Annotated in this window: 17 protein-coding genes; 6 read left to right on the top strand and 11 right to left on the bottom strand. The window is 70.7% G+C overall.

Annotated features, from left to right (window positions below):
• Nucleotides 1-27 precede the first annotated feature (27 nt).
• From RPX00_RS33040 to RPX00_RS33015, 6 genes are read right to left on the bottom strand one after another with little or no spacing between them, the layout of a single operon-like run.
• Complete coding sequence (locus RPX00_RS33040; RefSeq protein ID WP_406631266.1) at nt 28-894, bottom strand: acyl-CoA dehydrogenase family protein; 867 nt, start codon at nt 892-894, stop codon at nt 28-30.
• The gene (locus tag RPX00_RS33035; RefSeq protein ID WP_406631265.1) at nt 894-1,961 is read right to left on the bottom strand and encodes an acyl-CoA dehydrogenase family protein; all 1,068 of its coding nucleotides are present in this window, start codon (nt 1,959-1,961) and stop codon (nt 894-896) included. Before RPX00_RS33035 ends, RPX00_RS33040 begins: the two co-directional genes overlap by 1 nt.
• Nucleotides 1,962-1,966: 5 nt before the next feature.
• Nucleotides 1,967-2,755, bottom strand: coding sequence for an enoyl-CoA hydratase/isomerase family protein (locus tag RPX00_RS33030; protein ID WP_406631264.1), 789 nt, complete (start codon nt 2,753-2,755; stop codon nt 1,967-1,969).
• Complete coding sequence (locus RPX00_RS33025) at nt 2,752-3,486, bottom strand: enoyl-CoA hydratase family protein (RefSeq protein WP_406631263.1); 735 nt, start codon at nt 3,484-3,486, stop codon at nt 2,752-2,754. The genes RPX00_RS33030 and RPX00_RS33025 overlap by 4 nt, the downstream gene beginning before the upstream one ends.
• Nucleotides 3,483-4,757, bottom strand: a complete 1,275-nt coding sequence (locus RPX00_RS33020) for an MFS transporter (RefSeq protein ID WP_406631262.1) — start codon at nt 4,755-4,757, stop codon at nt 3,483-3,485. The genes RPX00_RS33025 and RPX00_RS33020 overlap by 4 nt, the downstream gene beginning before the upstream one ends.
• Before the next feature lie 44 nt (nt 4,758-4,801).
• Nucleotides 4,802-5,977, bottom strand: coding sequence for a CaiB/BaiF CoA transferase family protein (locus RPX00_RS33015; protein WP_406631261.1), 1,176 nt, complete (start codon nt 5,975-5,977; stop codon nt 4,802-4,804).
• Between the two features lie 97 nt (nt 5,978-6,074).
• Between RPX00_RS33015 and RPX00_RS33010 the strand changes: the two genes are divergently transcribed.
• Nucleotides 6,075-6,983 (top strand): LysR substrate-binding domain-containing protein, encoded by a 909-nt coding sequence (locus RPX00_RS33010; protein WP_406631260.1) that lies wholly within the window; start codon nt 6,075-6,077, stop codon nt 6,981-6,983.
• A gap of 54 nt (nt 6,984-7,037) precedes the next feature.
• Here the strand turns inward: RPX00_RS33010 and RPX00_RS33005 are convergent, their stop codons facing one another.
• Nucleotides 7,038-7,862, bottom strand: coding sequence for a DUF72 domain-containing protein (locus RPX00_RS33005; RefSeq protein WP_406643172.1), 825 nt, complete (start codon nt 7,860-7,862; stop codon nt 7,038-7,040).
• 139 nt (nt 7,863-8,001) lie between these two features.
• On the opposite strand from RPX00_RS33005, the gene RPX00_RS33000 reads away from it, so the two are divergent.
• Nucleotides 8,002-9,249: a PucR family transcriptional regulator gene (locus RPX00_RS33000; RefSeq protein ID WP_406631259.1), complete on the top strand. Its 1,248-nt coding sequence runs from the start codon at nt 8,002-8,004 to the stop codon at nt 9,247-9,249.
• A 273-nt stretch (nt 9,250-9,522) separates the two neighbouring features.
• On the opposite strand, the gene RPX00_RS32995 is transcribed toward RPX00_RS33000, so the two are convergent.
• Nucleotides 9,523-10,725, bottom strand: a complete 1,203-nt coding sequence (locus tag RPX00_RS32995; protein ID WP_406631258.1) for an NAD(P)/FAD-dependent oxidoreductase — start codon at nt 10,723-10,725, stop codon at nt 9,523-9,525.
• A 183-nt stretch (nt 10,726-10,908) separates the two neighbouring features.
• On the bottom strand, nt 10,909-12,210 hold the full coding sequence (locus RPX00_RS32990) for an MFS transporter (RefSeq protein WP_406631257.1): 1,302 nt from the start codon (nt 12,208-12,210) through the stop codon (nt 10,909-10,911).
• A 168-nt stretch (nt 12,211-12,378) separates the two neighbouring features.
• On the opposite strand from RPX00_RS32990, the gene RPX00_RS32985 reads away from it, so the two are divergent.
• Together RPX00_RS32985 and RPX00_RS32980 are read left to right on the top strand one after the other, a co-directional pair.
• The gene (locus tag RPX00_RS32985; RefSeq protein ID WP_406631256.1) at nt 12,379-14,685 is read left to right on the top strand and encodes a prolyl oligopeptidase family serine peptidase; all 2,307 of its coding nucleotides are present in this window, start codon (nt 12,379-12,381) and stop codon (nt 14,683-14,685) included.
• Entirely contained in the window at nt 14,682-16,343 is a 1,662-nt protein-coding gene (locus RPX00_RS32980) for a gamma-glutamyltransferase (RefSeq protein ID WP_406631255.1), read from the top strand. The genes RPX00_RS32985 and RPX00_RS32980 overlap by 4 nt, the downstream gene beginning before the upstream one ends.
• Before the next feature lie 187 nt (nt 16,344-16,530).
• Here the strand turns inward: RPX00_RS32980 and RPX00_RS32975 are convergent, their stop codons facing one another.
• Both RPX00_RS32975 and RPX00_RS32970 read right to left on the bottom strand, forming a co-directional pair.
• Entirely contained in the window at nt 16,531-17,661 is a 1,131-nt protein-coding gene (locus RPX00_RS32975) for a serine hydrolase domain-containing protein (protein ID WP_406631254.1), read from the bottom strand.
• A 127-nt stretch (nt 17,662-17,788) separates the two neighbouring features.
• Nucleotides 17,789-18,451 carry a TetR/AcrR family transcriptional regulator gene (locus tag RPX00_RS32970; protein ID WP_406631253.1) on the bottom strand — a complete coding sequence of 221 codons (663 nt, stop codon included), beginning with the start codon at nt 18,449-18,451 and terminating at the stop codon, nt 17,789-17,791.
• A 115-nt stretch (nt 18,452-18,566) separates the two neighbouring features.
• Between RPX00_RS32970 and RPX00_RS32965 the strand changes: the two genes are divergently transcribed.
• Both RPX00_RS32965 and RPX00_RS32960 read left to right on the top strand, forming a co-directional pair.
• Nucleotides 18,567-18,998, top strand: a complete 432-nt coding sequence (locus RPX00_RS32965; protein ID WP_406631252.1) for an SRPBCC domain-containing protein — start codon at nt 18,567-18,569, stop codon at nt 18,996-18,998.
• Nucleotides 18,995-20,200 (top strand): MFS transporter, encoded by a 1,206-nt coding sequence (locus RPX00_RS32960; RefSeq protein ID WP_406631251.1) that lies wholly within the window; start codon nt 18,995-18,997, stop codon nt 20,198-20,200. The genes RPX00_RS32965 and RPX00_RS32960 overlap by 4 nt, the downstream gene beginning before the upstream one ends.
• Nucleotides 20,201-20,247: the final 47 nt, after the last annotated feature.

Genomic DNA, 20,247 nt, shown 5'->3' with positions numbered 1-20,247 from the left:
GTCCACCTCGATGAGCATGTCGCGAGATTAGCACGCTCCCGGAGCGGTCAGCGACCACAAGGCAGCCTCGTCCAGCGGCACCGCGTCCGCGCCGTCGTCGCCCCACCGCGCGCCCTCGTCGCAGTCCGCCCACAGCAGCCTGGTCCGCCAGTGCAGCGCGGCCTCGTAGGTCACGCCCATCGCGCCGTGCAGCTGGTGCGCGGTTTGGGCGATCCCGGGGACCACCGTCGCGGCCACCTCGCGGGCGGTGGCCAGTGCGAAGGCGAGCGCGTCGTCGCCGCCAAAGAGACGGTTCCTGGCCTCGCGGGTGATCGTTTCCAGTTGCCGGACATCGACTTTCAGCTGTCCCAGCATGGTCCGCACCGCCGGAATGGCGGTCAACGGCTTCCCGAACTGGACGCGCTCAGCGACGTAGCGGCGGGCCTCGGCGACCGCGCCCTGGGCCGCGCCGAGCATCTCCTGGAACCGCAGGATTTCGGACAACGCGGTGAGCCGCAACGGGATCTCCGTCGGCGATACCAGAGCATACGGCCGGTCCGCGAAGTCCCGTCCGGCTTCGGCGGGTGCGCTGCCGTCCGCGATCGGCGCCCAGATTCCCTGTGCGGCCGGGTGCACGAGGATAGCGTCCACTGTGGACGAAGGACCTCCCGCGACGCGGGCGACCAGCGTCTGGCGAAGCGGGAGCGCGAACCCGCCGCGGCCGAGAGCCGTCACCGCCCCGCAAGCAGCGTCCACCAGGTCCGGCGTGTCGGGACGGAGGTCGTCCAGGATGGTAGTCCAGCCGAGCCCGGCGGCGGTCCGCCAGTGCTCGCGCAGGTCGCCGGGCCGTTCCCAGCCCGCGATCACCTCGCTGACCGAGGCGTCCAGGTCGGCTTCCAGAGTGGGTACGGTCATCAGTTGTCCCTAGCGATCATCGACAGCATGACTTGGGCGGCTCCGCCCCGGATGCCCGAGGCGGGCGAGGCGGCGAGCGCCTGGTCGTAGAGCGCGCGGACGGCCGGGGCGGCTCGCGGCATGAGCGGCCGCGCCCACTCGATGACGCTCTGCTCGAACTGGTGGCCGAGGTACTTGCTCGTCGCGGCGGGCACGACCGGGGAGCCGCCCGCGTCGAGCACCTGTGCGGTTTCCAGCACCCAGGCGCGCAGGATCTGCAGCCGCGCGGCCAGTGCGCGCAGCTCGCGCCGCGCGGTCTCGTCCGCGAGTCCGGCCGCGAGCACCGCCGACAGCAGCGGATAGGTCGAGAGGAACCGCTCCGGGCCGCCCCGTTCGAACGCGAGCTGCCCGACGACCTGCCGCCAGCCCTCGCCGACCCGGCCGATCGCCCATCGGCCCGGAACCGGCACCTCGTCCAGGACGACCTCGTTGAAGTGGTGCTCGCCGCGCAGGTCCAGGATCGGCGTGACGGTGATGCCCGGCGAGTCCATGGCGACGACGAACTCCGTCAGCCCGTCGTGGCGGTCGGCTTCGCGGGACGTGCGGGCCAAGACGTACAGGTGGCTGGCCCGGTGCGCGCCGCTGGTCCAGATCTTGCGACCGGTGATGCGCCAGCCGTCGCCGTCCCGGACGGCCGATGTGCGCAGCGAAGCCAGGTCCGAACCGGCGTCCGGTTCGCTCATGCCCAGCGCGAAGGTGTACTCCGCGCGCGCCAGCGGCGGGCAGAATTCCTCTTGCAGCGCAGGGGTTCCGTGCCGGAGCAGGGTCGGGCCGATCTGTCGTTCGCCCACCCAGTGCGCGGCCAGCGGCGCCCCGGCGCGCAGCAGTTCCTCGGTCACGACGAGCCGGTCGACGGCGGTTCCGCCACCGCCGCCGAGCCGCTTCGGCCAGGAAACCGCCAGCAGCCCGGCCTCGCCGAGTGCACGGCTGAAGCTCAAGTCGTAGGAGCCCGCCCAGGAATCGCAGCGCGGGGTGAACGGGTGGGCGGCGAGGAAATCTCGCACCCGGCGACGAAGGTCTTCGGTCATCTGGCTCACTCTCCGGTGTAGTGCGGCGGACGCTTGCCGACGAACGCCGCGAGCGCCTCGGCGGAATCGGCGGTCGCCTGAACGACAGCTTGGTGCGAAGCGATCAGATCCAGGGACGTCCGCAGATCCGCATGCTCGCCCGCCTGCACCGCGCGCTTGATCAACCCGACCGCGACCGGCGGCTGCGACGCCAGCGTCCCGGCGAATTCCCGGGCCCGCGCCACCAGTTGGTCAGGCGGGCAGATCTCGTCCGCCAGCCCCCAGGCCAGCGCCTGGTCCGCGTCGACGAACTCGCCGGTCCACAGCAGCCGCAGCGCCCGCGACCGGCCCACGATCCGCGGCAGGTAATGACAGCCGCCGTCGCCTGGGACGAGGCCGACCCGCACGTACCCTTCGGAAAACCGCGCGCGTTCGGAGGCGATCCGGTAGTCGCACATCAGGGCCATGTCCATGCCCGCGCCGACCGCCGCTCCGTTGACCGCGGCGATCAGCGGTTTGGCGAGGTCTTCAGCGGCTCTGGCCACCGGGTGCACGTGCTCGGTCATCAGCCGCCGGCTGCCCAGCGGAGTCCGCTTCTCGCCAAGGTCGCCGAGGTCGGCACCCGCGCAGAAGGCGTCGCCGGTGCCGGTGACGACAACGGCGCGTACCTGGTCGTCGTCCTGGAAAGCGCGGTACGCCTCGGCCCAGGCGCGCAGCATTTCGCCGGTGAAGGCGTTCTTCCGCTGCGGCCGGTCCAAGACAAGCCAGCCGACGTGGTCCTCGACGCGGACGTCGAGGCCGGGGGTAGAGGTCATAGGGACTCCTTCTTGGTGGTGAAACGGCGGTCCAGAAAGGACGCGATCCCTTCCCTCGCCTCGGCACTCTCGCCAAGCCGCCCGGCGAGCGCGGTCAACTCGCCCGCGTGGGCGTCGAAGAACTCCCGCGCAGCCATCGTGGTCAGGCGCTTGGCGGCGGCGAGTGCACCGGGCGCTGCAGAACGCAGCCCGGCGAGAATCGGCTCGAGCGCCTCGTCAACGTCGTCGGCCGCGAGCGTGATCAGCCCGATGCGGGCGGCCTCAGCGCTGTCGAACCGCTCCCCGGTGAGGTAGTACCGAGACACAGCCCGCGAATCGAGGCGAGGAAGCACGGTAGTCGACAAAACCGCCGGAGCGAGTCCGATGCGCACCTCGGTGAACGCGAAGCTCGCGGCCGGGCCTGCGACGACGATGTCGCACGCGCCGAGCAACCCGAGCCCGCCCGCCCGGACGTGACCGGTCACGCGAGCGACCACCGGTTTCGGCGTCTCGACGACGGTGCGCAGCAAGCTGGCCAACTGCGAGGCGGAGAGGCCGGTGCCCGCACGGGCTTCGGCCAGATCGATGCCGGAACAGAACGTCTCGCCGGTGTGCGTGAGCAGCACCGCCCGGACGGACGGGTCCTCGGCGGCACGGCCCAGGTGCGCGGCGAGTTCGTTGGCCAGCCCGACCGACAACGCATTGCGGTTGTGCGGCGAATCAAGAGTGAAGGCGGCGATTCCGGCGGTCATGCGACGCTCTCCGCGACCGGGGCGAACGCGGGCAGCCGCCGCCGGTCTCGTTCCGGGTTGATCAGCGCGGTGCCCACGACCGCCCCGACCAGCAACAGCGCGCCGCACACTCCGAACCCCGCCGCATAGCCGTTTTCCGCGGTCAGGAAGCCGCCCATCACCAACGGCGCGAACACTCCGGCCGAGGTGGCGACGGCGGTCGTCGCGGCGGTCACGGCGAGGCGGCGTTCCGGCGGCACCAGCTCGCCGATGAGCAGCCACACCATCGGATAGAACGCGCTCGGCAGGCCGAATGCGACCGTGATCAGCACGAGCGCCGCGACCTTTCCCGTGTGCGGGAAGAGAATCATCGCGGCACCGGAGACGGCGAGCAGCGCCATCCCGGGCAGGCAGTACGCGCGGCGGCTGCTCACTCCCCGACGGCGGCACCTCGTGGCGACGGCACCCATCACCACGATCACGACGGTCGCGAACAAGGACGGCAGCGCGGAGAGCGTGCCCGCTTGCTGATGCCCGATCCCGAGGCCGGAAGCCAGGTAACGGGGCAGGAAACCCAAGGCGGTGGTGGTCGCCCAGAAGGCGACGAAACCGGCGAGGACCGCGCCGAGCGCTGTGCCGGACCGGAAGAACACCCGGTACGGCACCGGGTTAGAGCGGACGGACGGCACGGCGGACTTCGCGTACGGGCCGTCGTTCGCGAACAGCAGCCACGCCCCCGCCCACACCACCGAAAGCGCGAACAGGACGCCGAACGCCGTCCGGTAGCCGAAATCCGCGATGATCCAGCTGAGCAACGGCGCGCTCGCCACGACGCCGAGCGTCGGTCCAATGTGGACCAACGCGTTGGGAAGAGCCCGGTCGCGCGTCGGGAACCAGCCGTAGACGGTGTGCGTCGCGGCGGGCACCGCGGGCCCTTCGGCCGCACCGAGCGTGATCCGCGACGCGAGCAACGCGCCGAAGCCGAGCCCGGCCGCCATCGGCAACGCGGTCAACCCCCAGATCAGGGCGAGCACGACCATGACCCGCGTCGTCCGGCGCTTGGCGGCGGCGAACCCGACGGCGATGCCGGAAACGCTGAACAGGAAATAGAAACTGGACTGGACGAGGGCGTACTTCTCCTCGCCGAGGCCGAGATCCTTCATGATCGGCTCGGCGGCGAGCCCGACCACGGTCTTGTCCGCGTAGTTGATCAGCAGGAACAGCAGCACGAGCGCGGTGACGGTCCACGCCCGCCCGGCGCTCGGACGGGGCGGGGCGAGAGGTCCGGACATGGGTTCTCCTCGGGACGACGACGTTGTCGCTGGGACGGGACTGGTCAGCCGAGCCGGGCCGGGTCGAAACCCGCCTCGGCCAGCACCTCCGCGGTGTCCGCGCCGACCGGCGGGAACTGCCGGTAGATCCCGGGCGGGGTGCGGGAGTAGCGCACCGGCGGGGCCACGAGACGGCACGCGCCCTCGGTCGGATGCTGGACCGTCCGGACGAGACCGCCTTCCCGCGCGTACTCGCTCTCGGCCGCTTCCTGCAGGCTGTACACGGGATGCGCGGGGATGCTGACGCGGTCGCAGAACTCCTGCCACTGCGCGGAAGTGAACTGCGGCGTGAGTTCCCGGACCTGGCCGTACAGCTCGTCGGCGTGCGCGACGCGGGCCGGCATGGTCGCGAAGCGCGGGTCGGCCGAGAGTTCGGGACGGCCCGTGTGGGCGAAGAAATCGCGCCAGTTCCGGTCGTTGTAGGGCAGGATGCACATCCACCCGTCGGCGGTGCGGCACGCGCGGCGCTGTTTGCTCAGAACGCGCGGGTAGCCGTAGCCGGGCGCCTCCGCCGGTTCCAGCGAGGCGCCGGCGAGGTGCTCGACGAGGTTGAACGCGATCATGGTGTCGGCCATCGGCACCTCGACGTGCTGGCCCTCGCCGGTGCGGTCGCGATGGCGCAGCGCGGCCAGCACGGACTGGACGATGAACAGGCCGCACACCTTGTCCGCCAGCACGGTCGGCACGTAGTACGCCTCGCCGGTGACCTGCTCGTTCAGCCAGACCAGGCCGGAGGCGGCCTGGAGGATGTCGTCGTAGGCGGCGTTGCCGCCGAGCGCGGAATCGCTGCGGAAACCCTGCGCGCTCGCGTAGACGAGCCGGGGGTAGGCGGCGGCCAGGTCCTCGTAGCCCAGCCCGAGCCTGCGCAGCGCGCCGGGCCGGATGTTGGTGATGAACGCGTCCGCGGTGGCCAGCAGCGCGAGCAGCGCGTCCCGTCCGGCCGGGGTCTTGAGGTCGAGGCACACGCTGCGCTTGTTGCGGTTGAAGTTCAGCGCCGCGCCCGCCATCCCGGGGTGCCGGCGCGGTTCGAAGTGCCGGGTCGGGTCGCCGCCCGGCGCCTCGACCTTGACGACGTCCGCGCCGAGGTCGGCCAGCTGCGCGCCCGCGTACGGGCCCATGATCACCGTCGCCAGCTCGACGACCCGCACCCCGGTCAGCGGGCCAGTGGGGGTCCCGTCCACCTCGCACCTCCTGTTGTCCTCGGCTGTCCCCCAGTCAAATCGAGGTCATTCATCTGCCGCCAATACTTCTTGGGCCGTTATCCATATGCTGTGGGATATGGATCTGACGACTCGCCTGCTGGAGCAGTTCGTCGTGCTGGCCGAGGAGGAGCACTTCGGACGCGCCGCCGAACGCCTTTCGATGAGCCAGCCGCCGCTGAGCCAGGCGATCCAGCGCCTCGAACGCGCCCTCGGCGTGCGGCTGCTGGAGCGCAGCACCCGCGCCGTGCGGCTGACCGCGGCCGGCTCCGCGTTCGCCCTCGACGCGCGGCACCTGCTCGAAGCTCAAGAGGCCGCTGTCGGCCGCGCGCGGCGCATCGCCGACGGCACCGAGGGCGAGCTGCACCTCGGCTTCATCAGCGGCATCTCCTACACGTTCCTGCCGCGCGTGCTCCGGCTGGCCCGGGACCGGTTTCCCGGGCTTCGCCTGCACCTGCACCAGAACACGTCGGTGGAACTGGCCTCGATGGTCCGCTCCGGCAGGCTCGACCTCGCCTTCGTGCGCGGCCCGCTCGCCGACCCGGACGGCCTCGACCTCCGCACGGTCGCGGACGAACGGCTCGCCGTCGCCCTGCCCGCCGGACATCCGCTCGCGGACCGCCCTTCCCTGCGACTGGCCGACCTAGCCGCGGAGAACTTCGCGCTGCCCTCGCTGAGCGCGCTGGCCGGACTCGCCGAACAAGTCGCCGCCGCCTGCCGCGCCGCCGGTTTCGCCCCGCGCGACGGCGCCCGCGCGGACAGCCTGCCCGGCCTGATCAGCCACGTCGCCGCCGGGACGTGCGTATGCCTGGTGCCCGAACAGGTGCCTTCCGGGGCGCTGCCCGGGGTGGAGTTCCGGACGCTCGAAACCCCGCCGCGGTCCGGCGAGGACGCGGACAACCTGACGCTGACCGTCGTCGCCGCCACCCGCGCCGGGCAACGGGATCCGGCCGTGGAGCGAGTCCTGTCCCTGGTGCACGGTCCGTGAAGGACTCCTTGAGGGAATCTGTTTCCCGCAAGGAGTCCTTCACGGACTTGCGGGTCAGAAGAGGGTCGCGGGCTCGACAGGTTCCGGTTCGGGGAGCGGTTCGAGCCCGGGCACCAGGGCCCGCACCTCGTCGTGGAACCGCCGGCCGAGCGCCGGGGCCTCGTCGTTGTCCGGGGTGTGCAGGAAGACCGTCGGCGTCCGGCCCTCGCGCAGCCACTCCGCGACCACCGCCGTCCACGGCCGCCAGCCGGCCACCGTCTCCTCGACCGAATCGCGGCCCAGGTACCGGACGACCGGCCGTCCGGTCAGCGCCCGAGTCCGCCGGGGCAGCCGGGGTTTCTTGGCCCAGGCGTCCTGCTCGGCCTTGCTGGTCGGCGGGCTTTGGAAGAAGACGGTGGTGTCGAACGGCACCCACTCCGCGTCCGCGCCGGAGAGCGTTCCCTCCAGCAGCGACGTCGCGCGCGCGTCGGTGAAGAACTCGGGGTGCCGCACCTCGACCGCACGCTGGCGGTCGGCGGGGAGCCGGCGCAGGAAGCGGCCGAGCACCTCGACGTCCGAGGGCCCGAACGAGCCGGGCAGCTGCGTCCACAGGACCGCCCGCTCGCCGAGGGGTTCGATCGCGTCCAGGAACGCCCGCATCTCGGTCTCGACCCCGGCGAAGCGCCGCTCGTGCGTGACGGCCTTGGGCACCTTGACCACGAACCGGAAATCGGGGCCGGTCTGCTCCGCCCACGTCTCGACGGTGCTCCGGGACGGAGTCGCGTAGAAGGTGGTGTTGCCCTCGACCGCGTTGCACCAGGCGGCGTAGGCGCGCAGGCGTTCTTTCGCCGGCAGCGACTGCGGCAGGAACCGCCCGGGCCACGCTTTGTGGGTCCACATCGCGCAGCCGACGTGAAGATGTGCCATTCCGTCAGCTCCCCTCGGTCGCGAACGAGTCTCGCACAGGGCCCGCCGCGACTGGCTTCGCCGCCGCCTGGATGGTTTCGTGGCGGGAGACCACCCGGGGAAGGGAGCGGCAGTGGCCGACGACGATCTGCAGTCCATAGTGGACGAACTCGCCGAGCGGCTGGAGCAGTCGGTCGCCATCGACGATCCGGCGATCCGGCTGCTGGCCGCCAGCAGGCACTTCGGCGACGAGGACCCGGTGCGGGTGAGTTCGGTGCTCAACCGCTCGATCCCGGCGGAAATCTCCGATCCGATTTTCGCGCAGGGCATCGCGAGCTGGACCGAGCCGGGCGTCGTCGACCTCGCCGGGACCGCGGGCGCGCTGCCGCGGCTGTGCGCGCCGGTGCGGTGCGAGGGGCTGCTGCTCGGCTATCTGTGGCTGATCGACAAGGACGGCGAGTTCCGCGAGGAGGAGTTCGCCGCGGCTGCCGAGGCAGCGCGACGGGCGGGCACGATCCTGTACCGGCGGCTGCTGCTGCACCAGCGGTCGCAGGCCCGGCACGAGGCGATCCTGCGGGAACTGGTGTCGCCGGACCCGCTGATCCGGGCACAGGCCGTCGAAGACCTTCGCTCCGAGGAGCTGTTTCCCGAGGCGGCCGTGCGGTTCACCGTGGTGGCGGTGCACTGCCGCACCGGCGGGGCCACTCCCCCGCCACAGGAAGTCGCGCTCGAAGCGGCGGTGGAGGACGGCCTGCGCGCGGTGTCGCCGGACGTCGCGCTGATGGCCGCGAACCGCGCCCGGGCATGGATCCTGCTCGCGCAACACCAACCGCCGGCGCGGCAGTCCCTCGCTGCCCTGGCCGACCGGATCCGCGCCCGCTTCGCCCGGCTCGCGCCCGCCGGACCGGCCCCGGTGTTCGGCATCGGCACAACCGTCGAGCGGCTGGACGAGGTCACCGAGTCCTACCGGCACGCGTCGCTGGCCGCCCGCGCGGCGCTGCTCGTGCCGAGTGTCGGCGAGGTCGCGCACTGGAACGAACTGGGACCGTACGGCCTGCTGCTGAAGCTTTCCGCCGACGACCTCGCCGGCGCGGCCGAGGTGCCCGCGCTCGCCGCGCTGGAGCGCGAGGACGGCCACCACGTGCTCGCGGAAACCCTGGAGACGTTCTTCGACCACGGCGGCAACATCCGCCGCACGGCAGAGATCCTGAAGATCCACCGGGCGACGCTCTACCAGCGGCTGAAGCGGATCGAGCAGGTGACCGGCCGGACTCTGGACAACGGCGACGACCGGCTGACCCTCCACCTCGGCCTCAAACTCCGCGCACTGTCGGCGGCGTTGCGGGAGCATCTGGACGGTCCGCCCGCGGCAAGTCCGTGAAGGACTCCTTGAGGGAATTTACCTCCGAGGCCGGGGGTTGAGCCGGGCGGTCTCGGCCTGCCGACTGTCCACAAAGGACGCCAACCCTGGCGAAATGCCCCGTTTCATGACCACATGACCATATCTGCCCGTCTGTGAGGACGACAAACCCCGCCACCACGCTGGCCTGGACAGGAGCCGGTCGTCGACCCGCCTCAACCTCGCCCATGGCACCGCCTCACGCGCAGGCAGCGGAATCACATTCCCGCAAGGAGTCCTTCACGGACCGCACCCTCAGCCCATCACCGTGCCAGAACTGCCGGTATTCGGGCTGCGACGCCGAGAAAACGCACCCAGGTCGATCTTCGCCCCCGTATGCGGAGCGAGAAACCGCACCGGCTCCGCGTCATGGTCCGCACCGTTTTCCACGTGCTCGATCAGCGTAGTCAGGAGACGCCCCACCACCGGCGCGTTCTTGAACTGGTTGCCGCTCGTGCCGATCGCCACGTAGAAGCCCGGCAGGTCGGTGCGGTCGTAGATCGGGGTCCAGTCGTCGGCGACGTCGTACACCCCGGCCACGCCGCGGGCGCGGTTCGGCACCGTCAGGTCGGGCAGCCGCCGGGCGGCGCGGGTGACCTGGGCTTCGAACACCGCCATCGTCGGGTGCGGGGCGGCGTCGTCCGGGTCGTCGAGCCACTGGAACGGGTCGCATTCCGGTTCCGTGCCGCCGATCAGCAGGCCGCCGCCGACCTCGCCGCGGAAGTAGGTGCCGAGGTCCATGTCGGCGATCGCCAGGCCCGCGTAGCCCTCCGGGGCGGCCACGTGCGCGACCTCCTGGCGCATCGGCCGCACGTTCACCGCGAAGTCCGCGCCCACGCCCGCTAACCGGTTCAGCGCGCCGGACCACGGGCCGGCCGCGTTCACGACCACGTCGCACGCGATCCGGGTCCCGTCGGCCAGCCCCACCGAGGCGACGCGCCCGCCCTTCGCCGACACCGACGTCACCTGGCTGCGGAAGCGGAACTCCGCGCCGTACGCGGCCGCGGCGTTCGCGAGGTTCACCGCGGCGAGCGCGGGATCGGTGACGTAGCCCGCGTCTGGGGTGTACACCGCGCCGAGGGTGGTTTCGGCGTCGTCCCAGAAACGGCTGTCGGCGATCGGCTTCGGCGGCCAGTAGCGGCCGGTGTCGATGCCCGGGACGCGGGCGGCGAGGGTCGCGCTGTCCCATTCTTCGTACGGCACCCCGGCTTCGTCGAACAGCGGCAGCCACGCCGCGCGCGGGGCCGCCTCGACGTCCAGCATCACCAGCCCGCTCTTCTCGAACCGCGCCAGCTCGCCGACGTCCTGGCCGAGGTGCCCGGCCCAGTCCAGCCAGCCGTAGTGCGCCTCCCACGCCGCCGCGACCCCGGACGCGGTCGAGAAGTTGTACCGGACCACCGCGCTCGACGCCGAGGTCGAGCCCTGCCCCGGCCCGGCGGCGCGGTCCAGCACGGTCACCCGGTACCCCCGCGAGCCAGTTCCAGCGCGATCGACGATCCGATCACCCCGGCCCCGACCACCACGATTTCCGTGCCCATGCAATGCCTTTCTCCCGTGTTTCCCCAGTTTTCCGGCTGCCCGGCGCTTCCGGCATCAGGCAGCCGTCACCATTTCCCCGCGCTAGCAACGACATCTGTCGCCTCAGGCGCGCAGATCGGATCCGCGCGTCTCCGGGATCCGCAGCAGCAGCGGCAGGGCGAGCAACGCCACCACGCTGGCGTAAAACGCCGGAGCGAGCAGGCTTCCGGTTCCTTCCACCAGCAACTGGCTCACCAGCGGCGCGGTGCCGCCGAAGACCGCGTACGCCAGGTTGTAGGGCAACGCCATGCCGCTGAACCGGACCTGCGTCGGGTACATCTCCAGCACCGACAGCGCGCCCATGCTCAGCAACGACACCGCGAACAGGAACACGAGCAGGGCGCCCAGCACCGCGACCACATTCCCGGTGCCGATCAGCAGATACGCCGGGACGACGAGCAGCACCGCGGCCAGCGCGCCGATCCGGATCTGGATCCGGCGGCCGTGCCGGTCGGCGAGGACGGCCAGCCACAGCCCGGCCGGGATGGTGAGGATGTTCAGCGCGGTCGTGAGCCAGAGCACCGCCGACGGCGAGAAGCCGGTTGCCTCGCTGAGGTAAGTCGGCAGGTACCCGAGGAAGGTGTGGGTGAAGAGACCGAGCACGGCGAAGTAAGCGAACAGGATGCCCAGCGTGCGCCAGTGCCCGCGCAGCAGCTCCCGGAACGGCCGGGCCGGCTGCTGCGTCCGCTCCATCGCCTGGAACACCGGCGTTTCGTCCACGCGCAGGCGCAGGAGCAGCCCGGCAACCGCGATCACGCCGCCGATCAGGAACGGCCAGCGCCAGCCGCCGGTCTGGAACCCGTCGCCGGTCAGGGAACGGAACAGCAGCACGACGCCGGTCGCCCCGATCGCGCCGATCCAGGTCGACGACCCGACCAGCGCCAGGTACCAGGCGCGGCGGTGGTCCGGCGCGTGCTCGACGCTGAACGTCATCGCGCCGGTGTACTCGCCGCCGGCGGAAAACCCTTGCACCAGACGGCAGACCAGCAGCAGGACCGGCGCCAGGATGCCGACCGACGACCAGCCGGGCAGCAGCCCGATCGCGGCGGTCGCGCCGCCCATGACGAGGATCGACAGCCCGAGCGCCGTGCGCCGCCCGCGCCGGTCCCCGATCCGGCCGAACACCACCGCGCCGAGCGGCCGGGCGACGAACGCGACGCCGTACACCGCGAACGCGCCCAGCAGGGCGACGACCTGGTTGCCGGCGGGGAAGAACGTCGCGGCGATCGCCGAGGCGGCGTAGCCGTAGAGGGTGAAGTCGAACCATTCGACGAAGTTGCCGACGGACGAAGCGAACAGGACGGACCGGGCGGACGAGCGGTTCTTCGTCCGCCCGGCGGGCACTGCCGGTGCGGGATGGTTCATGACGCCTCCTTGGACTCCGGCCAGGCCAACGAGTGTCACCGACCGCCCCGGCCCGCCCCTATCGACGAATGTCGCGTCGTCCGGCGTCCCGCCTTCGACGATTGCTGGTGGTCTTCGCCGCCCGGGCGCAGCACAGTGAAGGGTCCAGGCCCTTTACCGGAGGTGACAGTGTCGTCCCAGCCATCCCAGTCCGAGCTGTCTGAGCGGTACCAGAAGGCACACGCCCTCGTCCCCGAGCGGCTGCCCGGGCTGATGCGCAACCACTCGGTCGTGCCGCAGTGGACCGGCGACGGCGACCAGTTCTGGTACCGCCGGGACGCGGACGGCGGCGGTCACGAGTACGTCCTCGTCGATCCCGACGGCCCGCGCCGCGAACCGCTCTTCGACCCGGCCGACGTCACCACCCGGCTGTCCGCGGTCTTCACGGACTCAGTCGATCTCGAAGCCACTCCGGTCGTGCTCCATCAGCGCGAAGGAGACAGTGTCCGAATCGGACTGATCGACGGCCGCACGGCGGTGCTCAGCCCTTCCGGCGACACCGCCGTCCCCGGCCCGGACCCCGCCGCGTTGCCAGGACCGGACGGCAAGGCGGCGTTGTTCCTGCGCGAACACAATCTCTGGTGCCGCGAGATCGCCACCGGCATGGAACATCCGCTCACCACCGACGGAGAGCCGTTCTTCGCCTGGGGCGCGATGCCGGACTACACCCGCGCGATCCTGCCGCTCGCGATCGCCGGCCGTCCGCTGCCGCCCGCGCTGGCGTGCTTCTCCCCGTCCGGCCGGTTCGTGCTGGCCGTCCGGCTGGACGAACGCGCCATGCCGGAACACCCGTTCGTCGACCAGCTGCCGGAAGACCAGGCGCGGCCCCGGTTACGGCCGTTCCGCTACCACCACGAGGACGAAACCCCCACCGGCACCCCGGAATTGGCGTTCATCGACCGGGAAACCGGATCGCGCACCGTGGTCGCCGCCGACGACGGCCTGCTCGCGAGCTTCGTCAGCAACGGCCCCAGCACCGTCGCCTGGGCCCCCGGCGAGACGGCGGTGTACCTGTTCTCGCACACCACCGGGGCGCGCACCGCCTCGCTGGTCCGCATCGACGTCCAGACCGGTGACCGAACCGTCGTGCTGTCCGAGACCGCCGAGCCGATCTACGAACCCAACACCCACCTCTACAGTCTGCCGCTCATCCGGGTCCTGCCCGAATCGAACGAGGTCGTCTGGTTCTCCCAGTCCGACGGCTGGGGGCATCTCTACCGGCACGACCTCGCCACCGGCGCCCGGCTGAACGCGATCACGACCGGCAACCTCGCGCTCCGGGACATCCTGCGTGTGGACCCGCAGCGCCGCGAGATCGTGTTCGTCGCGGGGTGCGGGGACGACGGCGAAAACCCGTACTGGCGCAAGGTCTACCGAGCCGACCTCGATGGCGGCGGCCAGACCCTGCTCACCTCCGAGCCCGCCGACCACGAGCTGCTCGCACCCGCCCCGCAGTTCTTCACCGCGGTCTTCGGCGGCGCCGAGACCAGCTCGATCAGCCCCAGCGGACGCTGGTTCGTCGACCGGATGTCCACTGTGGACACCCCGCCGGAGATCCTGCTGCGCGACGCCCGCACCGGAGCGGTCGCCGAAACCCTGGAACGCACCGACGTCCGCGACCTGCTCGACGCCGGATTCGCCGTCCCGCAGCAGTTCCGGGTCACCACCGGCGAAACCGACCTCTGGGGCCTCATCACGCTCCCCGAAGACATCCAGCCGGGCGAGCGGGTCCCGGTGATCGACCTGATGTACGCGGGCTTCCAGGTGGTCCTGCAGCCCTCGGGCTGGCTGAGCGGAGGTGGCAACGCCGCTTGGTCCCAGATAGGCGCGGCGTACGCCGCACTCGGGTTCGCCACGATCGTGATGGACGGCCGAGGCACCCCCGGCCGCGACCGTTCCTTCCGCCAGTGGACGCACAACGCGCCCGCCGAACCACGCGGCCTCGACGACCACGTGACCGCACTGCGCAAGCTGGCCGAGCAGTACCCGCTGGACCTCGACCGCGTCGGCGTCACCGGGCATTCCTACGGCGGCTACAACTCCGTCCGGTCGATGCTGTACTTCCCCGATTTCTTCAAGGTCGCCGTCAGCTCCTGCGGCGTGCACGACGCGCTCAAGATGCCGAAGGGCAGCTGGGACTGGTTCCTCGGCAGCGGCCCGCACGACCCCGGCGCGCTGCGCGACCTCGGCAACCTCCACCTCGCCGACCGGCTCCGGGGCAAACTGCTGCTGATCACCGCCGACCACGACTCGAACGCCACGATGGACCACACCTTCGCGCTGATCCGCGCGCTGATCGAGGCGGACCGCCAGTTCGACCTGAAAGTCTGGCCCGGCGGCGACCACTACAACGGGACGAACCGCTACGCCCGCACCGTCATGTGGGACTACTTCATCGAGCACCTGCCGAACCGCACCGACCGAGGAGGAGCATGACCGCCAACGCAGCCACCGGCGAACTGGGCCGGGTAGGCCCGAAAACGCCGGTCACCGGCAACCGCGCCGTCGCGTCGAGCCAGCACACCGTCGTCACCGAAACGATGCTCGACACCATGCGCGCCGGAGGAAACGCCGTCGACGCGGCCATCGCGGGCTGCCTCGTGCAGGCGGTCGTCCAGCAGGACATGACGAACCACACCGGCACCGTGACCGCGCTCGTGTACGACGCCGAGTCCGGCCAGATCGCCGAACTCAACAGCATGGGCACGATCGTTCCCGGGCTCGCGCCGTTCGCCCCGATCCCCGCGGGCAAAGGCTTTTACGCGCAGGTGCCCGGCTCGCCGCGGGCGGTCGTGCCCGGGTTCATGCCCGGGATGAAGGCGCTCTACGAACGGTTCGCCACGCAGCCGTGGGAAAAGCTGTGCGCGCCCGCGGTCCGATGGGCCGAGGAAGGCCACATCGTCACGTCGTTCGAGCATCTGGTGATGGCGCAGACGGTGGACTTCTTCCTGTTCACCGAGTCCGGCCGCAAGCACTTCACGCCGGGCGGGCACCTTCCGCAGGTTGGCGACCGCTGGGCGTCCGCCGAACTCGCCGAGACCATGCGCAACCTCGCCGCCGAGGGACCGGACTACTTCCTCGCCGGCAAATGGGCCCAGGACTTCGTGGCGCGCGGGAACGAACTCGGCTGGCCGGTCAAACTCGAGCACCTGACCGCGATCGCGCCGCGCTGGTCGTCCGGGCATCGCTGGGAGCACAAGGGAAACACCGTCGTCCAGCAGTCCGCGCCGGAGCGCCAGGGCATCTTCTGCCAGATCGTGCTCGGCATCCTGGAAGAACTGGACGTCTCGTCGCTCGGCCACTGGTCGGAGAACGCGGAGTCGCTGTACTACCTCGCGCACGCCCTCCGCCGCGCCGCGCACGAAACCGGGCTGCTCAACGATCCGCTGGTGTTCGAGGACCCGACCGAAGCGCTGACCGCGAAGGAACTCATCAAGGGTTTCGCGGCGATTCTCCGCAACGCCAAGGCGAAAATCGACCTGACCGAACATGTAAAGCTCACCCGCGGCGTGCCCGCGATGGCCGCCTCCGGTGCGGCGAAGCAGCCAGCGGGCAGCTGCGAACTGGCGATCGTCGACGAGCGGGGCAACTGGGTGCAGATGATGAACACCCTGCAGAGCGGCGGCATCCCGGGCGAGGTCGTCGGCGGCATCCCGATGGTCGGCAGCCACTGGACGAACGGCCTCGACTCGCCGTTCGAAGGCTGGGTCACCGGCGGCGGCCGGATGCGGTCGACACTGTCGAACACCATGGTCCTGCGCGACGGGAAACCGTGGCTGTCGCTGGGTTCCCCGGGCAACGTGCACTGCACGGTGCCGCAGGTGCTGTCGAACATCCTCGACTTCGGCATGGACCCGTACTCGGCCGACGACGCGCCCCGCTGCCTCCCGTACCAGCCGGACCACACGATCTCGGTGGAAGCACGGCTCGCCCCCGGCGTGAGCGAGGGCCTGGCGAAACTCGGCGTCCTGACGAACCCGTTGCCGGAGTACGACTATCACATGGGCACTTACCAAACGGCCTGGCGGGAGACGGACGGGACACTCAGCGCGTGCACCGGTCCGCGCCGCGAAGGGCGGGCCAGCGGGTACTGACGCCAGTGGTCCGTGAAGGGCCCCTTGGGGGAATCTGATTCCCTTAAGGAGTCCTTCACGGACCTTGCCCCGCCACCGTTATGCCGCAATGGTTGCGTCATATGCACCCAACGCCACATTGGGGCGCTAGCCCTGGCTCGGCCGCGAGCACCCGCCCCCAGTCCTTCCCTTCCCCCAAGGAATCCGCTCAATCCAGCGCCGAGTAGACCGCGTTCAGCACCGCAGTCTGGCGCGGATCGAACGCAGCGGTCCCGTACCGCGTAGCCATCCAGCACAAGGCGAACCCGGCATCAGGATCGGCCATCGCGAGCGAACCGCCCGCTCCCCCATGCCCGAAACCGCGGGGACTGCGCGCGAGCGGATAAGTCGTGCTGGGCTTCTGGAAAGCCAGCGCGAACGCCGTCTCAAGCGAGAGCACCGCGTCGGTGCCGCGCGCGATTTCGGTCGTCGCCAATTCGACTGCCTCGCGAGACCACAGCGGCGACGGCCCGCCGAGCAACGCGGTGTTCAACGCGTTGTACAGACGCGCGAAATCCCGTGCGCTGCCGAACATATTCGCGGCAGGCATAAACGCGTCGCGAATCGCGTCGCCGTTGACCGCTGGCATCGGGTCGGGCAGCGTTTCCGGAATGTTGTGCAAGATGCGCGCGAACAGGCTGTCCTGATCGGCGAGCAGCGCGGCCAACGCCTCTTCCGAGAGCGCGCCGCCCTCGGCAGCGAGCACTCGTGCGGCACGGTGCCGCCGCTCGACCGGGAGGCCGACGGACAACTCAGTCCCGAGCGCGTCGTTGACTTCCTCCAGAAGTTCGGCGAAGCCCTTTCCGGAAGCCCGCTCGAACAGGAAATCCGCGTAGTTCCCGACGGTCTGCGGGCTGTACCCGATCTTGGCCCCCGCCTCCCACGCGGGAGCCTGCGCGACCAGAGCCGCGGCGAGCTTCTCCCGGTCGGTGGTGAGCGCGAAGGGCATCGTGTCGTCCAGATAAAGCAAACCGGCCTGATGCGAAAGCAGTTGGGACACCGTGATGTCCCGCTTGTCCGGCGTGCCGAACTCGGGCCAGTACGCCGCGACGCGCTCGTCCAGATCGAGCTGACCCCGCGCGACCAAGAGCGCGGCCACGGCCCCGACCACGCCTTTTCCCATGCTCTGGGCGATCTGCAGGGTGTCCGAGGCATAGGGAGTATCGGCGTCCGCGAGCCCCCACGTTTCGTTCAGCGCCTCCGCGCCGTCGACGAAGACGCACAGCGCGGCCCCGCCCTCCGGGTCTCCTTCCAGCTGCGCTGCAGCGACATCGCGGACCTTCTGGACATCGAACGTCATGCGGACTCCCGGGCGTGGTGGCTACGGAGGAACGGGCGAAGCGGCTCGTGGCCGTGCCCGTCATATTAACAGTGTCAATTTAAAGGGCAAGGGCCACTGTGGACTGAACGCGAACGGCAGCGGCCGCTCACTCACCCGGGACGCGCAGCTCCTGCAAGACGAGATCCAGCTGCTTGTCGAAGCCGTCGTCGTTCGTCGGCTCCGCGGCGCGGCGCAGATAGCCGCGGAGCACGCCGTACCGCTCGGTGTTCAGATGGCGGTCGATCCGGTCGGCAAGCGGCATCGTGCGCGGGCGGGCGTAGTTCGCGTACGCGATCGCGTCGCCGACGCACAGCATCACCACGGCGCGATACAGCACGATCACCCGATCCGGCGCGGCCCCCGCCTCAAGCAGGTCCGAGATAATCAGCTCGGCGCAGTCCATCTGCGCGGACGGCGATTGTTCGGGGATATAACCGACGATCGCGGACAGCAGCCCCGGATGTTCGATCCCGGCCCGGCGAAGCCGCTTCGCGATCACCCGCACCCGCTCGAGCGGCTCCGCCGTGCGCGGCAGCCGGCGCAGCACCTTCCGGAACACGAACGCGTCCGCGACCGCGTCCAGCAGCTCGTCCCGGTCCCGGACATGGTGGTAGATCGCGGTCGGGCTGACCCCCAGCTCCGCCGCCACCGCGCGCAAGGACAGCTTGGCGACACCCGCCCGTTCGGCGACGGCCTCCGCGGCAGCGATGACGGCTTCGCGGGTAAGCCCGGCCGATTCGCCCCTCGTGCGGCGCGCTGATGCTTCCACTGCGTCCCCCGATGTCCTGCGCTGGCGAGTATCCCCGACACCTTAGTTCCGACCTTGACGCAATCAACTGGTTGCCATACCGTCGCAACCGTTCAGTTGCTACATGGAGGATTACATGACCACGGACTTCACCACCGGGTTCACCGTCGACCGCTCGCCGGACGAGGTGTTCGCCGCGGTCAACGACGTCCGCGCCTGGTTCAGCGAGACGATCACCGGCGCATCCGCCCAGGTGGGAGACGTTTTCTCGTTCACCGACAAAGCCATCACGTCAGGCCGGATCCGCGTCACCGGCCTCGTTCCCGGCCGCCAGGTGACCTGGCATGTCGAGGATGCCGACGACGAGTGGGACGACACCGAGATGACCTTCGAGATCGCCCGCGGCGAGGACGGGACCACGCTGCGCTTCACCCACGACGGCCTGACCCCGGCCAGCACGTGCTACCAGCTCTGCGTGCGAGGCTGGACCGCCTGCGTCAACACCAGCCTGCACGCCTTGATCACCACCGGCGCCGGCCGTCCCTTCCCCGCGTCGGTCGCCCCGTGAGCGCTGTGTCCGCCGGCCGCGCCAAGGTGATTCTGGCCGTGCTGTTCCTCGGCTCGTTCGTCCTCGGCACCGCCGAACTGATCGTGCCCGGGGTGCTGAATCTGGTCGCCGCGGATCTGGCCGTACCGATCCCAGCGGCCGGGATGCTGGTCACCGCGAACGCACTGGGGCTCGCGCTGGGCGGACCGCTCCTGACCGCCGTGACCATCAGGCTCCCCCGGCGCGCGATCCTGACCGGAGTGCTCGGCCTGTTCGCCGCGGCGAATCTGGCGCTGGTACTCACCGACGACTACAGCTTGATCCTCGCCGCGCGCGTGCTTTCCGGTGCGGCGCAAGGATTGTTCATCGCCGTCGCCCTCGAAGCCGGCACCTCGATCGTGCCGCCGGAGCGGATGGGACGGGCGATCTCCGCAGTCGTCTCCGGATTCACCGTAGCGGCCGCGCTCGGCGTGCCGCTGGGCACGACGGCGGGCCAGGCCCTGGGCTGGCGGGGGACGTTCGCCGCGATCGTGGTGCTCGCCGCGCTGACGCTCGTCGCCATCGCCGTGATCGTTCCGCCCGTGCCCGCCAGCACCGGAGGCATCGGCAGCCAGGCCAGATACGCCCTCGCGCCACGGGTGCTGGCGGTGCTCGGCTTCGGAGTCCTGCTGTGCGCGGCGATCTTCGCCACGCTGACCTATCTCGCCCCGTTCCTGGAACAGGTCACCGGGGTCTCCGGCACGTCGATCAGCGTCTTCCTGCTGGTCTACGGCGTGGCGACGGCGTTCGGCTCGTTCGGCGGCGGACGGTTCGCCGACCGCGACGCCTCGCGCACGCTGATCGTCGGATCCTGCGGTCTCGCGCTTTCCCTGCTGACGCTGTTTCTCGCGGGCTCGATCGCCGCTCTGGTCGTGGTAGCGCTGCTCGCGCTGGGCATCTTCGGCATGGCGATGGTGCCGGCGATGCAGTACCGGGTGGTGCGCCTCGCCGGTCCCGGCGCCCAGTTCGCCCAGTCGCTGCCCGCTTCGTTCACCAACCTCGGGGTCGCGTTCGGCTCGGCCGCGGGCGGGATGGCGCTCAGCGGATTCTCCCCCGCCGCGACGGTGCTCACCGGATTCGTCTTCGCGTGCGCCGCCGCGGTCGTCGCCTGGGCCACCGCTTTTCTGCGGCCGCCGCCGGTTCGCGAACTCCCGCACGCCGGGGAAGCCGCCCGCATACGGTAAGCAAGACCGCTGCCAGTCGCCGGAGGACGGCGGCTGCCGGAAACGGA

This window comes from Amycolatopsis sp. WGS_07 (assembly GCF_045278895.1).
Lineage (GTDB): Bacteria > Actinomycetota > Actinomycetes > Mycobacteriales > Pseudonocardiaceae > Amycolatopsis.
This window is presented reverse-complemented; position numbering and strand designations above follow the sequence as displayed.

Excerpts from the sequence above, each read along its gene's own strand:
- RPX00_RS33040 (WP_406631266.1), bottom strand. The coding sequence starts at position 894 with ATGACCGTACCCACTCTGGAAGCCGACCTGGACGCCTCGGTCAGCGAG.
- RPX00_RS32965 (WP_406631252.1), top strand. The coding sequence starts at position 18,567 with ATGACCACGGACTTCACCACCGGGTTCACCGTCGACCGCTCGCCGGAC.
- RPX00_RS33005 (WP_406643172.1), bottom strand. The coding sequence starts at position 7,862 with ATGTGGACCCACAAAGCGTGGCCCGGGCGGTTCCTGCCGCAGTCGCTG.
- RPX00_RS33010 (WP_406631260.1), top strand. The coding sequence starts at position 6,075 with ATGGATCTGACGACTCGCCTGCTGGAGCAGTTCGTCGTGCTGGCCGAG.
- RPX00_RS33030 (WP_406631264.1), bottom strand. The coding sequence starts at position 2,755 with ATGACCTCTACCCCCGGCCTCGACGTCCGCGTCGAGGACCACGTCGGC.
- RPX00_RS32990 (WP_406631257.1), bottom strand. The coding sequence starts at position 12,210 with ATGAACCATCCCGCACCGGCAGTGCCCGCCGGGCGGACGAAGAACCGC.
- RPX00_RS32980 (WP_406631255.1), top strand. The coding sequence starts at position 14,682 with ATGACCGCCAACGCAGCCACCGGCGAACTGGGCCGGGTAGGCCCGAAA.
- RPX00_RS33025 (WP_406631263.1), bottom strand. The coding sequence starts at position 3,486 with ATGACCGCCGGAATCGCCGCCTTCACTCTTGATTCGCCGCACAACCGC.
- RPX00_RS33035 (WP_406631265.1), bottom strand. The coding sequence starts at position 1,961 with ATGACCGAAGACCTTCGTCGCCGGGTGCGAGATTTCCTCGCCGCCCAC.
- RPX00_RS32975 (WP_406631254.1), bottom strand. The coding sequence starts at position 17,661 with ATGACGTTCGATGTCCAGAAGGTCCGCGATGTCGCTGCAGCGCAGCTG.
- RPX00_RS33020 (WP_406631262.1), bottom strand. The coding sequence starts at position 4,757 with ATGTCCGGACCTCTCGCCCCGCCCCGTCCGAGCGCCGGGCGGGCGTGG.